This is a genomic window from Staphylococcus sp. HMSC034G07, from assembly GCF_001835975.1.
Classification (GTDB): domain Bacteria; phylum Bacillota; class Bacilli; order Staphylococcales; family Staphylococcaceae; genus Staphylococcus; species Staphylococcus ureilyticus.
This window is the reverse complement of the sequence record NZ_KV826608.1, coordinates 197724-216299: the sequence shown is the minus strand read 5'-3', so window position 1 is coordinate 216299 and position 18576 is coordinate 197724. Positions and strand designations below refer to the sequence as shown.

Below are 18576 nucleotides of genomic sequence, written 5' to 3'. Positions count from 1 at the left end.
TTTTTCAAATTATACATTCATCACATGCATCAATGTATAGCGGTAAGTTTATGTTTACCTGATAATTGTATGACAGTTATGCATTTTTGAAAGGTCATAAACTGAAATGGAAATGGTTTAGTTTGTTGGTATGTCAAAAGGTAGCTTAATGATAGCTTGCTCATCTAAATCATAGTTACCAGAAGTGATTTTATTTAGAAAAGCAATAAAATCGTCATACTCTGCTTCTACCACGTCTATTTGATAACTCACTTTGTCTGTGTAGGTTGTGTTTCGTAAGAAGAATGATGTTTGTGCTAATTCATATTCAAATTTACCTGTAAGATCATAATCGATAGTGATTGTAGTTGGTATTGCTGAACGCAAAGCAACACGTCCTACTTCATAAATGACATCTCTCACAGCACCACTATATGCTCTTATTAAACCACCGCCGCCCAATTTTATACCACCGAAATAACGCGTAACTACGACACAAACATTGTGAACTTCTAGTTTTTTTAATATTTCAAGCATTGGTACGCCTGCAGTTCCACTTGGCTCTCCGTCATCATTTGCTTTTTGAATATTCATCTGTGCTCCAACTGTATAGGCTGAGCAATTATGTGTCGCTTCACGATGTTCTGATTTTACCAAGTTGATAAAGTCTTTAGCGTCTGCTTCAGATTCAACAGGTTTGATATGGGCAATAAAGCGTGATTTGCTAATTACATTTTCTATCATATGTTCTTGCTTTATTGTTATGATTGATTCATCCATATTTAAACACTCCAGTCATAGTTTCGGTCAATACCTATTATTATACACGGTTCTGAATTCAAGTTTAATGTAAAAATAAATTTTCTTTTAATATAAAATAATGTATCATAGTTGTGAGTATAATTGAGGAGGATTATGATGAAAATTGCTGTATTAACAGATTCAACGAGTTATCTATCTCAAACATTAATTGATAAATATAATATAAATATTGCGCCACTAAGTGTAACTTTTGATAACGGTGAAAATTTTGAAGAAAATGCATCTATTTCAGCAAATGAATTCTACGAAAGAATGAAAGCATCTAAAACAATTCCTACGACAAGTCAGCCAGCAATCGGTGAATTTGTAACTAAATACGAACAATTACGTGATGAAGGCTATACGGATGTCATAGGCGTTTTCCTTTCTTCAGGTATCAGTGGTACTTATCAAACAGCTACACAAGCGGGTGAAATGGTTGAAGGTATTAATGTTCATACGTTTGATTCGAAAATTTCAGCTATGGCAATGGGGAGTTTCGTATTACGAGCAATTGAATTAATTGAACAAAATGAAACACCGCACGCTATCATTAAAGAGCTTGAAGCAATGCGAGAAGTCACTGGTGCGAGATTGATGGTAGACGATTTAAAAAACTTGCAAAAAAGTGGTCGTATTACAGGAGCCCAAGCGTGGATTGGTACGATGTTAAAAATGAAACCAGTCTTAAGGTTTGAAGACGGTTTAATTTTGCCAGATGAAAAAATACGCACTAAAAAACGTGCGCTTAAAGAAATTATCAATAAAGTGATTGATATCGTTAAAGATTATGAAGAGGTTACGTTATTAGTTATAGGTGGAGATGTTCAAGAGGATACAGACTGGCTGTACAATGAATTACAAAAAAACTATCCACAATATAAAGTACACCGTTCAAATTTAGGCCCTGTGGTCGCAGCTCATTTAGGACCAGGCGGTATGGGCTTAGGTTTCACTGGTAGATCTATTCGTATAGACTAAATTATAGATTCAAAAGTCTTATTATCATTTTTAAGAAAAGTAGTATTTTTGCAAGAGATGTATAGTGAAACCAACACTTCGTTCAGTCATCGATGCCAACCATAATATGACAAATGAGTTGTTTAGCATTTAAATTACTGTACGAATAACAAATAAATCATTTATTTTATGGCGGGTCTTTGAAATTAAAGTGAAATTTAATTTTTGACTCGCTTTTTGGTTTGGAGGAAACATACAATTAAATATTATGGAAGAATGATTAATGATAAATCCTTATTAACAGATGAACGTATAAAGCAAACAACGAAAGGTGTGGTATTAGATAATGGCTATTGGACATGTGCTCAATGTCACTCACGCCGACAAACGCATTTTTACAAATATCTATCAACAGTGTTAGATAAGGAGATTGTCTACTGTAGAAATTGTATCAATATGGGTAGAATGGATAATATAACTGAAATCTATATCATAGAAAGTCAGAATGTAATGACACCTTGTCATTATCAATTACCATTCAAATTATCAGAACAACAACAATTTGCATCTGACAAAATTGTATCAGCGATTGCAGGCTTTCGTTCACTATTGCTCCATGCAGTCACAGGTGCAGGTAAAACTGAGATGATATTTGAAGGAATTAAATTTGCGCGGAACCACGGTTATAATGTCGCAATTGTATCTCCTCGAGTTGATGTTGTTTTAGAAGTCAGCATGAGGATTAAGTCAGCTTTTCACGAAGAAAAAATAGATGTATTGCATCAATCATCACAGCAACAATATAATGGCCATTTTGTTATCGCCACAATTCATCAACTCTATCGTTTCAAACAACATTTTGATGTGATAATTGTAGATGAAGTAGATGCCTTTCCTTTACCTACAGAACCAACGTTAATACAAGCATTGCAGCATGCCTCGAAGTTAAAACACTGTCATATATTAATGACTGCCACACCAACAAAAGCTTTAATGAAACAAATTAGCAATTTAGAAATTATTCAATTACCTGCGCGTTTTCATAGACATCCTTTACCCGTGCCTCAATTTAAATTCCTTAGAATCAATCCCAATAAGAAGCAATATAAATTATTACGATTTTTACAACATCAAGTCAATCAACGACGATATACGCTAGTCTTTTTTAACAATATTACTTTAATGAAACAACTGTATCAGTTATATAAAGCTGAAATTCCATCTTTAACATATGTCTACAGCAATGATGTATTTCGTTTTGATAAGGTGAAGCGTTTGAGAAACGGGGAACATACCGTTGTTTTCACCACTACCATTTTAGAAAGAGGCTTTACTATGGCAAAACTCGATGTTGTAATCATAAACAGTCATCAGTTTGAAACGAGTGCCATCATTCAAATATCAGGAAGAGTTGGAAGAAAAGCAGAAGCACCTACAGGAAGTGTATTTTGTTTGCATGAAGGGATCACACTATCTATGATTAAAGCTCAATATCAGATAAGGAAAATGAATCAACTTGCACAAAAAAGAGGGTGGATAGATTGACTGCGACATGTTTATATTGTCACATCTATTATTCAGAACCTTTAAATGCATTTACGTTTTACAAAAAGGCTTCAAAATTGTGCGATGATTGCAATCATCTCTGGGAGGTAATGAAATTAAAGACGACGAATCGATGTGCAACATGTTTGAAGTTACGCAATGAAACTGAAATATTATGTTCGGATTGTGCCGAGTTAGCTTCGAAGTTTAAATTAATGAATAAATTGTATTGTCATTACCGATATGACGGTATTGTAAAAGAAATGATTCAACAATATAAATTTCAAAGAGATGTTGCAATCGCAGAAATAATCGCAGAAAAAGTTAAATTGCCTCATTACAAATATGATTACATTATCCCCATACCGTCCCCTTTATTTAGAGATAAAGAAAGAACATTTAACCCCGTACAACTAGTATTAGACATACAAAAAGTTAAGTATTATTGTCTGCTTGCCACACACTCACATATTAAACAATCAGAATTAAGTAAAGAAAAACGTATGCAACGACCCAATCCTTTTGTAATGGAACAAAGTGTGGATTTAAAAGGAAAATGTATTTTATTGATCGATGACATTTATACTACAGGCTTAACGGTTCATAATGCGGCACAGCTATTACTTGATAGAAAAATCAGAAAATTCGATGTGTTTACGTTTGCACGCTAGGTTATTCGTGGTATTATAGAAATAAGCACTATTACCAATATAGAGGTTTTAAAGGAGTCGATTACTATGATCAGATTTGAAATTCACGGAGAGAACCTCACTATTACTGATGCGATTCGCAACTATATTGAGGAGAAAATTGGTAAATTAGAACGTTACTTTAACAATGTGCCAAATGCAACTGCACACGTTAAAGTTAAAACGTACCAAAACTCAGCAACTAAAATAGAAGTAACTATTCCATTGAAAAATGTTACGCTAAGAGCGGAAGAACGTCATGATGATTTATACGCTGGTATTGATTTAATTAATAGCAAATTGGAAAGACAAGTTAGAAAATATAAAACGCGTGTAAATCGTAAAAATAGAAAAAATGACGAACAAGAAGCTTTTGCATCATTACCTGAAGAACAAGAAGCAGAAAATCTTCAAAATGATGACAATGATAGTGAAATTGAGATTATTCGTTCAAAAAATTTCAGTTTAAAACCTATGGATTCTGAAGAAGCAGTATTGCAAATGGATTTATTGGGCCATGATTTCTTCATTTTTACAGATCGTGAAACAGATGGTACGAGCATAGTTTATAAAAGAAAAGATGGCAAATATGGACTAATTGAAACAACTGAATAATTTAATTAAATTAGTATCATATTTATAAAAGTAGTAGCGTCCATGATTGAGTGAAATCATGGACGCTCATTTTTTGCTGTGTTATTATGTAATAATTTGAAAGTGAACATGTATGTTGTGTATATTTTAAATGAGTCAATATTATAATTTGTATTCAAAAACATGTAAGTAAATATAGTATAGATGGCACGATAAACGTAATAAGTGTAAATTTAGGCTTATAAATGATATTATAAATTGTTGTAAACTAAGAGTTATATAGCTAAAGGAGCGAACAGAATGGGTTTTTTATCAAAAATTGCAGATGGCAATAAAAGAGAAATAAAACGCCTTGGTAAATTAGCCGACAAAGTCCTTGCACTAGAAGAGGATATGTCGATATTAACTGATGAAGAAATTAAAGAAAAGACGAAAAATTTTCAAGCGCAAGTTCAAGCAGAAGACGATATTAAAAAGCAAAATAAAATTTTAGATGATATTTTACCAGAAGCCTTTGCATTGGTAAGAGAAGGATCAAAACGTGTATTCAACATGATTCCTTATAAAGTACAAGTTATGGGTGGTATTGCCATTCATGGTGGCGACATTTCTGAAATGAGAACTGGTGAAGGTAAAACGTTAACGGCGACAATGCCAGTTTATTTAAATGCGTTAACAGGACGTGGTGTACATGTTATTACAGTCAATGAATATTTATCTAGTGTACAGAGTGAAGAAATGGCAGAATTATATGAATTTCTTGGATTAAGTGTTGGTTTGAACTTAAATAGTAAAACTACTGCAGAGAAAAGAGAAGCTTACGCATGTGATATTACTTATAGTACCAACAACGAATTAGGATTTGACTACTTACGTGATAACATGGTGAATTATGCAGAAGAACGCGTGATGAGACCACTTAATTTTGCGATTATTGATGAAGTAGACTCAATCTTAATTGATGAAGCACGTACGCCGCTTATTATTTCAGGAGAGGCAGAGAAGTCAACGTCACTTTATACGCAAGCAAATGTTTTTGCTAAAATGCTTAAAAACGAAGATGATTATAATTATGATGAAAAGACAAAAGCTGTGCAATTAACAGAACAAGGTATTGATAAAGCAGAGCGTATGTTTAAAATTGATAACCTTTACGACGTGAAAAATGTTGATATCATCAGTCATATTAATACAGCGTTACGTGCGCATGTTACGTTACAAAGAGATGTAGATTATATGGTGAACAACGGCGAAGTATTGATTGTTGACCAATTTACAGGACGTACAATGCCTGGACGTCGTTTTTCAGAAGGATTGCACCAAGCGATTGAAGCTAAAGAAGGTGTGAAAATTCAAAACGAATCCAAAACAATGGCTTCAATTACATTCCAAAACTACTTCAGAATGTATAATAAATTATCTGGTATGACAGGTACTGCAAAAACGGAAGAAGAAGAATTTAGAAATATTTACAATATGACAGTTACACAAATTCCTACGAACAGACCAGTACAACGTATTGATAAGCCAGATTTAATTTATATCAGTCAAAAAGGTAAATTTGATGCAGTTGTAGAAGATGTCATTCAAAAGCACAAACAAGGTCAACCAGTCTTATTAGGGACTGTTGCCGTTGAGACAAGTGAATATATTTCTAACTTATTGAAAAAACATGGCGTACGACACGATGTCTTAAATGCGAAAAATCACGAACGTGAAGCGGACATTATCGCAAGTGCTGGCCAACGCGGTGCGGTGACAATAGCTACCAACATGGCTGGCCGTGGTACGGACATCAAATTAGGTGATGGTGTTGAAGAAATTGGCGGTTTAGCAGTAATTGGTACAGAGCGCCATGAATCACGTCGTATAGATGACCAATTACGTGGTCGTTCAGGTCGTCAAGGTGACAAAGGTGATAGCCGTTTCTATTTATCGTTACAAGATGAGTTAATGGTGCGCTTTGGTTCGGAACGTTTACAAAATATGATGAATCGATTGGGTATGGATGATTCAACACCAATTGAATCTAAAATGGTTTCTCGTGCTGTTGAATCAGCTCAAAAACGTGTTGAAGGTAATAACTTTGACGCTCGTAAACGTGTCCTTGAGTATGATGATGTACTACGTAAACAACGTGAAATTATCTATAGCGAACGTAATGATATTATTGACAGCGACGAAAGTAGCGAATTAATTAACGCAATGCTACGCTCTACATTAGAAAGAAGTATTCAATATTATGTAAATGAAGAAGATGACGACCCAGACTATGAACCATTCATCAACTATGTAGAAGACGTCTTCTTGAATGAAGGCGAATTAAAAGTTGAAGATATTAATGGAAAAGATAATGATGATATTTTTGAGGTTGTATGGTCAAAAATAGAAATAGCATTAAAAGAGCAAAAAGAAAAAATTGGTAGTCAGTTTGATGAATTTGAACGTATGATTTTACTTCGCTCTATTGACACACATTGGACAGACCATATCGATACAATGGATCAATTGCGTCAAGGTATTCACTTACGCTCGTATGGACAACAAAATCCACTACGTGACTATCAAAATGAAGGTCACCAATTATTTGATACTATGATGCAAAACATTGAAGAAGACGTAAGTAAATATATTCTAAAATCAGTGATTTCCGTTGAAGATGACGTAGAACGTGATAAGACAACTGATTTTGGTAAAGCTGAGCATGTATCAGCAGAAGATGGAAAAGAAAAAGCGAAAGCAGAGCCTTATGTTAAAGATGAACATATAGGTAGAAATGACCCATGTCCTTGCGGTAGTGGTAAAAAGTATAAAAACTGTCATGGCGCTTAAGTTTATCTAATATGATACACATGTGAGACAGGATTTCACTATTTGAATTATTTTTATATGTCAGGCATCTTTTACAGTTAAATTGTAGCGTTTAACTGTGAAAGATGTTTTTTTTAACATAAACTAGCAGCGATTTGGTGCTTAAGTTGAAATTAACAGTTTATATTTTGTATCATATTTATGATAGTCTAGTAATTAATTTAGTAATTATACTTCATTCGAAAAATTTAGGAGAGATGCATAATGGAATTATCTGAAATTAAGCGTAATTTAGATGCTTATAAAGAAAAGTTAGAACAACTTAGGGGGTCTCTTTGACTTAGAAGAAAAAGAGACAAACATACAAGAATACGAAGAAATGATGGCGGATCCTTCATTTTGGGATAATCAAGATAAAGCGCAAGACGTAATAGATAAAAATAATGCTTTAAAATCTGTTGTCAATGCGTACAGAGATTTAGAAGCAAATATAGAAGATATGGAAACGACACGAGAATTATTGTTAGAAGAAGACGATACGTCGGTGAAAGACGATTTAGAAGCGAGCGTCACTCATTTTCAAAACGAATTAAACCAATTTGAACTACAATTATTGTTAGATGGGCCTTATGACGCGAATGATGCAATTATTGAATTGCATCCTGGTGCAGGTGGTACTGAATCACAAGATTGGACAAATATGTTGTTGAGAATGTATCAACGCTACTGTGAGCAAAAAGGCTTTAAAGTTGAAATCGCAGACTATTTACCTGGAGATGAAGCGGGCGTAAAAAGTGTAACAATGATTGTGAAAGGTCATAATGCATATGGTTTTTTAAAAGCTGAGAAAGGTGTACATCGACTCGTACGCATATCACCGTTTGATTCATCTGGTCGTCGACATACATCTTTTGCTTCATGTGATGTCATACCACAATTTAATAACACTGAAATAGAAGTAGAAATCAATCCTGATGATATTACTGTTGATACATTTAGAGCTTCGGGCGCAGGTGGTCAACATATCAATAAAACCGAATCTGCTATTAGAATTACCCATCATCCAACAGGTATTGTGGTAAATAACCAGAATGAACGTTCACAGATCAAAAACAGAGAGGCTGCAATGAAAACATTGAAGTCTAAACTATATCAATTAAAAATTGAGGAACAAGAACAAGAAATGGCCGAAATCCGTGGAGAACAAAAAGAAATCGGTTGGGGAAGTCAAATTAGATCTTATGTATTCCATCCATATGCAATGGTTAAAGATCATAGAACAAACGAAGAAACCGGTAAAGTCGATGCAGTCATGGATGGTGATTTAGGACCGTTTATCGAAGCTTATCTACGCAAGCAAATGAATCTGAATCATTCAGAAAAAGATTAATACTTAAATAGAACAATTATTATTCATAACTTTATGAGTGAGCTAGAAACCAATGTATCACTTATTGTTTTCTAACTTACTCATATTTTTTATAGCAGTATAAAGTAGGCAAGACTGACACGTTCATACGAAACGACTGCTTGATTTATTTCAGTAATTTTTAGATAAACTACTACTTATATGTAAAATACAAACTTAAATATTACAGTTAAAGTTAACAGATATTCAAAGGTGATTAAAACTATTGTGATAAAGATAAGAAAGCTATGATTAAAGCGTTAAAAGGGGATTCATTCAAAAATATCTTTTGCATTACAAAACGATAACAAGGGTAAAAGTATTCAGAGAATATGCTATATTATGATTGATTAAATATTGAATAAAATTAGACAGCAAAGGATTGAAATACATCATGAAGAAAGGTTTAACTTTTTCTGTAACTTCTGCAGCACTGTTTTTTGGAATGAATGGTCTAGCGTCAGCTGATCAAGTACATACAGTGAAAGAAGATACGGATTTATCAAATATAGCGCATGCATTCGCAACAACGACTCATACGATACAATCATTGAATCATATGGAATTTGTGCAGTCGGTTAAGGTTGGGCAAACGCTTGTATTACCTGACGAAGATATTGTAGAAGTTAAAGAAGGCGATACACTTCAAAGTATTGCGAATAAACATCACCTCAGTTTAAATGAACTTTATCAATTAAATCCATTCATTACTGAAACAATTTATCCTGGGCAACTCATTGCAGTTTCTGAAAAAGGATCGTCACATTTAGACAACCAACTACAGAGTGCATACGTACAAAGTGACTCGAATAATGATCCATTCACAACAGGGGTAACAACTGAAAACAGTAATGCTTTCACAAGATTAGCGAACGATTATATACCAGTAAAGCAGCAATCTTGGTCAAATAACAGTGTTGATGCGCGCAATACCACTTCAAATGATCACAACCTTCACAATAATAGCTATCAATCAAAACACTATGTAGCCGGTGGGCAGAATTATTATGCTTGGGGGCAGTGTACATACTATGCTTTTGATAGACGTCAACAACTTGGTAAATCTATAGGCAATTTATGGGGCAATGCTAATAACTGGGCATCGGCTGCGCGTCAAAATGGTTATGTGGTTAATGCTACACCTGAAGTAGGTGCTATTTTACAGAGTAGCGCTGGAAATTATGGTCATGTAGGGATTGTAGAACGTCAAAACAGTGATGGATCCATTTTAGTTTCAGAGATGAACATGCAAGGCTTGGGACAAAAATCCTATAGAACGATTTACAATTCAGGACAATATAATTATATTCATTAAAAAATAAAAACTTATATCTAGCAGTTTTATCTGCAATTGTAACAATATTCTTAATGTATAGCCCGGGACATAAACATGTCTCGGGCTTATTATTTTAGAGGCCCTGCGTGCAGGCTAAACGTGTCAGAATCAGTATTTTTTACACTCAATATGATTTTCACTAAAATTTATTACAGTCTTATTATTTTTGAATCTTGTAAAATGAGTAAAACTTGAAAGACAAAAAAGTAAGTTATATTTTAAAATTAGAACGATTTGATGATATTTAACGGCATTAAAAAGACATTTTACATATGGAATGATATTATAAAATCAAGTATAATCAATCATTAAATAAATGAGGAGGCGCTATCATGGGAGTACATCAATATTTTAAACGTTTATCAGACTTAGAAAAATTAATACGATTGCCTGGGAAATTTAAATATTTTGAGCATAATGTTGCTGCACATTCTTTTAAAGTGACTAAAATTGCTCAGTATTTAGGTACAGTAGAAGAATATCACGGCAATAAAGTAGATTGGAAAAGCTTATACGAAAAAGCCTTAAACCATGATTTCGCCGAAATTTTTACAGGGGATATTAAAACGCCAGTCAAATATGCGAGTGGAGAATTAAAAAAATTATTCTCACAAGTAGAAGAAGAAATGGTAGATCATTTTATAAACGAAGAAATACCAGAGCAATATCAATCCATATACCGAGAGCGACTGCAAGAAGGAAAAGACGATTCGCTAGAAGGTCAAATCTTATCAGTTGCTGATAAAATTGATTTGTTATATGAAACATTTGGTGAAATTCAAAAACGTAATCCTGAACCGCTATTTTTTGAAATATACGAAATGTCATTAGAAACAATCATGCAATTTGATCATTTGAATTCAGTACAAGATTTTATAGAAAATATTATTCCTGAAATGCTTACAGAGAGATTTATACCAAAATCGGAATTACGAGAAACAACGATGTCTATTTTAAATAATAGGAACGGGTGACATGAATGATCTGGTATATACTTGCATCTTTTTTTCCATGCATACTTGTCGTATTGTTTAGCGTACTGACTAGGAGTAAATGGGTAGGTACGATTTTAACTTTGATTTTAATAGGTACTTCAATTGAAAAAGGATTTTTTCATGATGAATGGATTATTTTTATAGACGTTGCTTCGTTATTAGCAGGTTACTTAATTATTGACCAACTAGAACTCCATAAAAAAGAAGATGATTAAGTATTAAGCGTTAAGCAACTTAATTGTAATAGCATGATGAAAGGTATATAATTATTTAACTTCATTTTATCTGAATAAAAATTTATGAACGCAAACAAACATGGTATTATACTGTGTTTGTTTTTATTTAGTGAAATATCATTTTTGCGAACAAATGTTTGTATTGAAGGTAATAAATCTGTTAAAATGTAAACTGTTAATAGTATACTTAAGTAAAATATAGTTACAGCCACTATAGTAAGTCGCGTATTAAATGAGATATTTAAACTATGTTCGAACGGATAGAAATATAATAGGAGGCATGTGTCATTATGGAACACTACCCATTTAAATTACAATCGAATTTTGATCCTAAAGGTGATCAACCAGAAGCGATTCGACAAATTGTAGATGGTGTGAATGCAGGTAAGAGACATCAGACTTTACTTGGAGCTACGGGTACAGGTAAGACATTTACAATGAGTAATGTGATTCAACAAGTTGGTAAACCGACTTTAATCATCGCCCATAACAAAACGTTAGCAGGACAATTATATAGTGAATTTAAAGAATTCTTTCCTGAAAATAGAGTCGAGTATTTTGTCAGTTACTACGATTATTATCAACCAGAGGCGTATGTACCATCAACTGACACATTTATTGAAAAAGATGCGTCAATTAATGATGAAATTGATCAATTGCGTCACTCTGCGACAAGTGCACTATTTGAAAGAGATGACGTCATTATCATAGCTAGTGTGAGCTGTATCTATGGTTTAGGTAATCCAGAAGAATATCGGGACTTAGTGGTTAGTGTTCGTGTAGGTATGGAAATGGACAGAAGCGAGTTACTTAAAAAATTAGTAGATGTGCAATACACAAGAAATGATATAGATTTCAGACGCGGTACGTTCCGAGTTAGAGGAGATGTTGTAGAAATATTTCCTGCCTCTCGTGAAGAAATGTGTATTCGCGTTGAATTTTTCGGAGATGAAATAGATAGAATACGTGAGGTTAATTACTTAACTGGAGAAGTGTTGAGAGAGCGCGATCATTTTGCTATTTTCCCAGCTTCCCACTTCGTTACACGAGAAGAAAAAATGAAATCTGCCATCCAACGTATTGAAAATGAACTTGAAGAGCGATTATCAGAATTACGTTCTGAGAATAAATTGCTTGAAGCTCAGCGCTTAGAACAAAGAACGAATTATGATTTGGAAATGATGAGAGAGATGGGATTTTGTTCAGGTATTGAAAATTATTCTGTACATTTGACACTTAGACCCATGGGTTCCACGCCTTATACATTGCTTGATTATTTTGGAGATGACTGGCTTGTGATGATTGATGAGTCACATGTGACATTACCACAAATTAGAGGTATGTATAATGGTGACCGTGCGCGTAAACAAGTACTTGTGGATCATGGATTTAGGCTACCAAGTGCTTTAGACAATAGACCGTTAAAATTTGAAGAATTTGAAGAAAAAACGAAACAACTCGTATATGTATCTGCTACACCAGGACCTTATGAATTAGAACATACAGATGAAATGGTGGAGCAAATCATTCGTCCAACAGGATTATTAGATCCTAAAATTGAAGTGAGACCTACAGAAAATCAAATTGATGATCTGCTTGGCGAAATACAAACGCGTATTGAACGAAATGAACGTGTTTTAGTAACGACATTGACTAAAAAGATGAGTGAAGACTTAACCACGTATATGAAAGAAGCAGGCATTAAAGTGAATTATTTACATTCAGAAATTAAAACTTTAGAGCGAATTGAAATTATTCGAGATTTACGTGTGGGTACCTACGATGTGATCGTTGGTATTAACTTATTAAGAGAGGGTATTGATATACCAGAAGTATCACTAGTCGTTATTTTAGATGCAGATAAAGAAGGTTTCTTACGCTCTCAGAGATCACTTGTCCAAACAGTAGGTCGTGCAGCCCGTAATAGTGGTGGTGAAGTGATTATGTATGGTGATAAAATTACGGATTCAATGCGCTATGCACTTGATGAAACAGAGCGTCGTAGATCGATTCAACAAGCATATAATGAAAAGTATAATATTACACCAACTACTATTAATAAAAAAATTCATGATGTGATCAGTGCTACTGTTGAAACAGATGAAACAAACGAGGCAAAACGTACGGAAGTACCTAAGAAAATGACGAAAAAAGAGCGTGAGAAAACGATTGATAATATAGAAAAAGAAATGAAGCAAGCAGCTAAAGACTTAGACTTTGAAAAAGCAACTGAACTCAGAGATATGTTGTTTGAATTAAAAGCAGAAGGGTGACGAAAATGAAACAACCATCCATTGTAGTTAAAGGGGCACGTGCCCATAATTTAAAAGATGTTGATATTGAAATACCTAAAAATAAACTTATAGTTATGACAGGTTTATCTGGATCAGGCAAATCTTCATTGGCTTTTGATACGATTTATGCAGAAGGTCAACGTAGATATGTAGAGTCATTAAGTGCTTATGCAAGACAGTTTTTAGGACAAATGGATAAACCAGATGTCGATACAATTGAAGGTTTATCTCCTGCGATTTCAATAGACCAAAAAACAACGAGTAAAAACCCAAGATCTACGGTTGCTACAGTTACTGAAATTTATGATTATATTCGCCTGTTATATGCGCGTGTTGGGAAGCCATTTTGCCCTAATCATGGTATCGAAATTGAATCTCAAACTGTGCAACAAATGGTCGATCAAGTATTACAACTTGAAGAGCGTAGTAAGATTCAATTACTGGCGCCTGTAGTAACTCATAGAAAAGGTGCGCACGAAAAATTAATTGATGATATTAGTAAAAAGGGATATGTACGTGTGCGTGTTGATGGCGAAATTATTGATGTTAATGAAGTGCCGAATTTAGATAAAAATAAGAATCATACGATAGAAGTTGTCATAGATCGCCTTGTAATCAAGGATGGTATTGAAACCCGTCTAGCAGATTCTATAGAAACGGCGTTGCAATTAGCTGAAGGTAACTTAATCGTAGATATTATTGGTGGCGATGAGTTAAAATTTTCCGAAAATCATGCTTGTCCCATTTGCGGATTCTCAATCGGAGAATTAGAACCACGAATGTTTAGTTTTAACAGCCCATTCGGTGCTTGTCCAACTTGTGATGGTTTAGGACAAAAACTGATGGTCGATTTAGACTTAGTCGTTCCTGATAAAGAAAAATCATTGAATGAAGGTGCAATCGTTGCCTGGGAATCATCAAGTTCAGACTTTTATCCAACATTATTAAATCGTGTTTGTGAAGTCTATAAAATAAATATGGACAAACCATTCAAAAAATTAACTGAACGTCAAAAGGATATTATTCTTTATGGTTCCAAAGATAAAGAAATTGAATTTACATTCAAGCAACGAAATGGCCAAACGAGAAAACGTACAATGGCGTTTGAAGGTGTGATTAATAATATCAATAGACGTTATCATGATTCTCCTTCAGAATTTGTAAGAGAAATGATGAGCAAATACATGACAGAACTCACTTGTGAAACTTGCCACGGTAAACGATTAAGCCGTGAAGCCTTATCAGTATATGTGGATGGGAAAAACATTGGTGAAGTGGTAGAACGTTCAATTAAAGATGCATTATATAACTATGAACATATCACATTGTCAGAACAAGACAGAAAAATTGCCAATCAAATTCTAAAAGAGATTAATTCGAGATTAGAATTTTTATATAACGTAGGTTTAGAGTACTTAACCTTAAATCGTGCATCTGGCTCTTTATCAGGTGGTGAGGCGCAACGCATACGTTTGGCAACTCAGATTGGTTCTAGGCTTTCTGGTGTATTATATGTTTTAGATGAACCTTCTATAGGCTTGCATCAACGTGATAATGATCGGTTAATTAGCACATTAAAAGAAATGCGCGATCTAGGTAACACTTTAATCGTTGTTGAACATGATGATGATACGATGCGTGCTGCAGATTACTTAGTAGACGTAGGACCAGGTGCTGGTGAACACGGTGGTGAAATTGTTGCTAGTGGTACGCCTAAACAAGTTATGGCAAATACAAATTCATTAACAGGTCAATATTTGAGTGGTAAGAAAAAAATTGAGGTGCCAGAATCACGTCGTGAAGTTACGGATAGAAAGATTAGTGTTAAAGGTGCACGAAGTAATAATTTGAAAGATGTTAGTGTAGACTTTCCGCTTTCAACGATGAATGTTGTTACAGGTGTGTCTGGTTCTGGTAAAAGTACATTAGTCAATGAAGTATTGTATAAGTCATTAGCTAAGAAGATTAATAAATCTAAAGTCAAACCAGGAGATTATGATGAAATTAACGGTATAGACCAACTTGATCGTATTATTGATATTGATCAATCACCGATTGGTAGAACCCCACGTTCTAATCCAGCAACCTATACTGGTGTTTTTGATAATATACGAGATATTTTTGCACAAACGAATGAAGCAAAAGTGAGAGGTTATTCTAAAGGTCGCTTTAGTTTTAATGTTAAAGGTGGTCGTTGTGAAGCGTGTAAAGGTGACGGTATCATTAAAATAGAAATGCACTTTTTACCAGATGTTTATGTGCCTTGTGAAGTTTGTGGTGGTACTAGATACAATCGTGAAACGCTTGAAGTAACATACAAAGGTCAAAACATTGCAGATGTCTTGGCTATGACTGCCGAAGAAGCAACAAACTTTTTTGAAAATGTGCCTAAAATACATCGTAAATTGAAAACACTAGTTGATGTTGGTTTAGGTTATGTTACTTTAGGACAACCGGCTACGACATTATCTGGTGGTGAAGCACAACGTGTTAAACTTGCTTCAGAATTGCATAAACGCTCTACAGGTCGTTCTATCTATATTCTAGATGAACCAACCACTGGTTTACATGTTGATGATATTAGTCGATTATTAAAAGTATTAAATAAATTGGTTGATAATGGTGACACAGTTGTTATCATTGAGCACAATTTAGACGTTATAAAAATGGCTGATCACATTATTGATTTAGGTCCAGAAGGCGGTGATGGTGGTGGCACAATTGTTGCAACAGGCACACCAGAAGATATCGCAAAAGTGAAGGGCAGCTATACTGGTCAATATTTAAAACCAGTTTTAGAAAGAGATACTGTTCAAGCATAACGTTATATTGAATAAACTTTGTAATAACATATAAAATATTAGTTACTCCATACAAGTAGACATCATCATATGTCAGAATGTATGGAGTATTTTTTGATATCTAATATTTTAATTTATTTAGACATGTTGGGTGGTCAACGCAATGATTTAAAATAAATTAAATGTTTAAATCAGTAACAGTAATTTCATTCATAAATAATATAAGGTATGATGTTTACGATGGGATTTATTTTGGACTTCTGTACTTTTTTATATAGATTATCAGTCCTTTTTGATATGATAATGACATATGTAATTTCAGGAGAAATATTAATAGAGGTGAACCTATGTTAACAACAAAGAGTTTAATTGAACGCTTTAACCTTGAGCTTATAGCTGGAGAGTCAGGCTTAAATAAACAAATAAAAAACACAGATATATCAAGACCAGGATTAGAAATGGCTGGATATTTTTCTCACTATGCATCCGACCGCATTCAATTGTTAGGGACAACAGAGTTGTCATTTTACAACCTACTACCTGATGAAGAGCGCAAAGGACGCATGAAAAAATTATGCCGGCCAGAAACACCAGCAATTATTGTGACAAGAGATTTAGAACCGCCAGAAGAGCTTGTAGCATCAGCTAAAGAGTTTGATACACCGCTTATCACATCAACAGTTGCAACAACGCAATTAATGAGTCGTTTAACGACTTTCTTAGAACATGAGCTGGCAAGAACAACTTCATTGCACGGTGTGTTGGTAGATGTGTATGGTGTCGGTGTGCTTATAACAGGAGACTCAGGCATTGGTAAAAGTGAAACAGCACTTGAATTAATCAAGCGTGGTCACAGGCTTGTCGCGGATGACAACGTAGAAATTAGAGAAATAAGTAAAGATGAATTGATTGGTAGGCCACCTAAATTAATAGAGCATTTATTAGAAATTAGAGGTTTAGGTATTATTAATGTCATGACACTGTTTGGTGCAGGTTCCATTTTGACTGAAAAGCGTTTACGTTTAAATATTCATTTGGAAAATTGGCATAAAGATAAATTGTATGACCGTGTTGGCTTGAATGAGGAAACATTGCGCATCTTAGATACTGAGATTACTAAAAAGACAATACCGGTTAGACCAGGTCGTAACGTAGCAGTGATTATTGAAGTTGCAGCGATGAACTACAGACTTAATATTATGGGCATTAACACTGCAGAAGAATTCAATGAACGCTTAAATGCTGAAATTATGCGTAACGGTAGCAACAATAAGGAGAATCAATGATGTTATTGAATTATATTGATCCAATCGCATTTGAGCTTGGTCCTATTTCGGTTCATTGGTATGGCATTATCATCGCCGTAGGTATACTATTAGGATATTTTATCGCTCAAGAAAGTGTTAAACGCATAGGTTTTGATAAAGATATATTGATTGATATCATCTTTTGGAGTGCGATTTTTGGTTTTATCGCAGCCAGAATCTATTTTGTTATTTTTCAATGGCCATACTATGCACAACATCCAATAGAAATACCAATGATTTGGTATGGTGGTATCGCTATCCACGGTGGTCTAATTGGTGGTTTTATCACAGGTATTTTCGTGTGTAAACAAAAAAATATCAATCCATTTCAAATTGGTGATGTGATTGCGCCAAGTTTGATTTTAGGACAAGGTATTGGTCGATGGGGTAACTTTATGAATCATGAAGCTCATGGTGGACCTGTGTCTAAATCATTTTTAGAAAATATCCATATACCGGACTTTATTATTAATAATATGTATATTGATGGCCAATACTACCAACCGACGTTTTTATACGAATCTATATGGGATATTCTAGGATTTGTTATATTAATCTCATTAAGAAAACACTTACGTATAGGTGATACTTTCGCGCTATATCTTATCTGGTATTCTATAGGTAGATTCTTTGTAGAAGGTTTGCGCACAGATAGTTTAATGCTCACTGGAGACATACGTGTTGCTCAACTGATGTCTGTCGTGCTTATAGTTGCTGGAATTGTCCTTATGATAGTTAGAAGAGTGAAATATAATGCACCACGATATAAAGATGTTGGCCCTTTAACATGGTCAAAGCAAAAGGTGAAGTGATAGAATAT

At 34.2% G+C, this 18576-nt stretch carries 14 protein-coding genes; 13 read left to right on the top strand and 1 reads right to left on the bottom strand.

Annotated features, from left to right (window positions below; genetic code table 11):
* Window positions 1–117: 117 nt before the first annotated feature.
* Complete coding sequence (locus HMPREF2586_RS07145) at window positions 118–759, bottom strand: YigZ family protein (protein WP_046207424.1); 642 nt, start codon at window positions 757–759, stop codon at window positions 118–120.
* Between the two features lie 138 nt (window positions 760–897).
* Between HMPREF2586_RS07145 and fakB1 the strand changes: the two genes are divergently transcribed.
* The 13 genes from fakB1 (at window position 898) to lgt (ending at window position 18568) form a co-directional block, all read left to right on the top strand.
* Window positions 898–1761, top strand: coding sequence for a fatty acid kinase binding subunit FakB1 (gene fakB1 / locus HMPREF2586_RS07140; RefSeq protein WP_046207425.1), 864 nt, complete (start codon window positions 898–900; stop codon window positions 1759–1761).
* 255 nt (window positions 1762–2016) lie between these two features.
* On the top strand, window positions 2017–3285 hold the full coding sequence (locus HMPREF2586_RS07135) for a DEAD/DEAH box helicase family protein (protein WP_070657656.1): 1269 nt from the start codon (window positions 2017–2019) through the stop codon (window positions 3283–3285).
* 110 nt (window positions 3286–3395) lie between these two features.
* Window positions 3396–3956 carry a ComF family protein gene (locus HMPREF2586_RS07130; RefSeq protein WP_225309934.1) on the top strand — a complete coding sequence of 187 codons (561 nt, stop codon included), beginning with the start codon at window positions 3396–3398 and terminating at the stop codon, window positions 3954–3956.
* A gap of 66 nt (window positions 3957–4022) precedes the next feature.
* Complete coding sequence (gene hpf / locus HMPREF2586_RS07125) at window positions 4023–4589, top strand: ribosome hibernation-promoting factor, HPF/YfiA family (protein WP_046207428.1); 567 nt, start codon at window positions 4023–4025, stop codon at window positions 4587–4589.
* A 279-nt stretch (window positions 4590–4868) separates the two neighbouring features.
* Entirely contained in the window at window positions 4869–7400 is a 2532-nt protein-coding gene (gene secA, locus HMPREF2586_RS07120; protein ID WP_046207429.1) for a preprotein translocase subunit SecA, read from the top strand.
* A gap of 243 nt (window positions 7401–7643) precedes the next feature.
* A protein-coding gene (gene prfB / locus HMPREF2586_RS07115) for a peptide chain release factor 2 (protein ID WP_128088499.1) occupies window positions 7644–8769 on the top strand; the annotation gives its coding sequence in 2 pieces (ribosomal slippage) (window positions 7644–7715 and window positions 7717–8769; 1125 coding nt in all).
* Window positions 8770–9181: 412 nt separating this feature from the next.
* Window positions 9182–10102 (top strand): COG3942 and LysM peptidoglycan-binding domain-containing protein, encoded by a 921-nt coding sequence (locus HMPREF2586_RS07110; RefSeq protein ID WP_070812701.1) that lies wholly within the window; start codon window positions 9182–9184, stop codon window positions 10100–10102.
* A gap of 353 nt (window positions 10103–10455) precedes the next feature.
* Window positions 10456–11097, top strand: a complete 642-nt coding sequence (locus HMPREF2586_RS07105; RefSeq protein WP_019469491.1) for a YfbR-like 5'-deoxynucleotidase — start codon at window positions 10456–10458, stop codon at window positions 11095–11097.
* Window positions 11098–11102: 5 nt separating this feature from the next.
* A complete protein-coding gene (locus HMPREF2586_RS07100) occupies window positions 11103–11333 on the top strand; it encodes a CsbA family protein (RefSeq protein ID WP_019469490.1) in 231 nt (76 codons plus the stop codon).
* A 308-nt stretch (window positions 11334–11641) separates the two neighbouring features.
* Window positions 11642–13627 carry an excinuclease ABC subunit UvrB gene (gene uvrB / locus HMPREF2586_RS07095; protein ID WP_176745312.1) on the top strand — a complete coding sequence of 662 codons (1986 nt, stop codon included), beginning with the start codon at window positions 11642–11644 and terminating at the stop codon, window positions 13625–13627.
* A 5-nt stretch (window positions 13628–13632) separates the two neighbouring features.
* Window positions 13633–16470 carry an excinuclease ABC subunit UvrA gene (gene uvrA, locus HMPREF2586_RS07090; protein ID WP_070812700.1) on the top strand — a complete coding sequence of 946 codons (2838 nt, stop codon included), beginning with the start codon at window positions 13633–13635 and terminating at the stop codon, window positions 16468–16470.
* Between the two features lie 326 nt (window positions 16471–16796).
* Entirely contained in the window at window positions 16797–17735 is a 939-nt protein-coding gene (gene hprK, locus HMPREF2586_RS07085; RefSeq protein WP_046207434.1) for an HPr(Ser) kinase/phosphatase, read from the top strand.
* Entirely contained in the window at window positions 17732–18568 is an 837-nt protein-coding gene (lgt, locus tag HMPREF2586_RS07080) for a prolipoprotein diacylglyceryl transferase (RefSeq protein ID WP_070657666.1), read from the top strand. Before hprK ends, lgt begins: the two co-directional genes overlap by 4 nt.
* The last annotated feature ends 8 nt before the right edge of the window (window positions 18569–18576 follow it).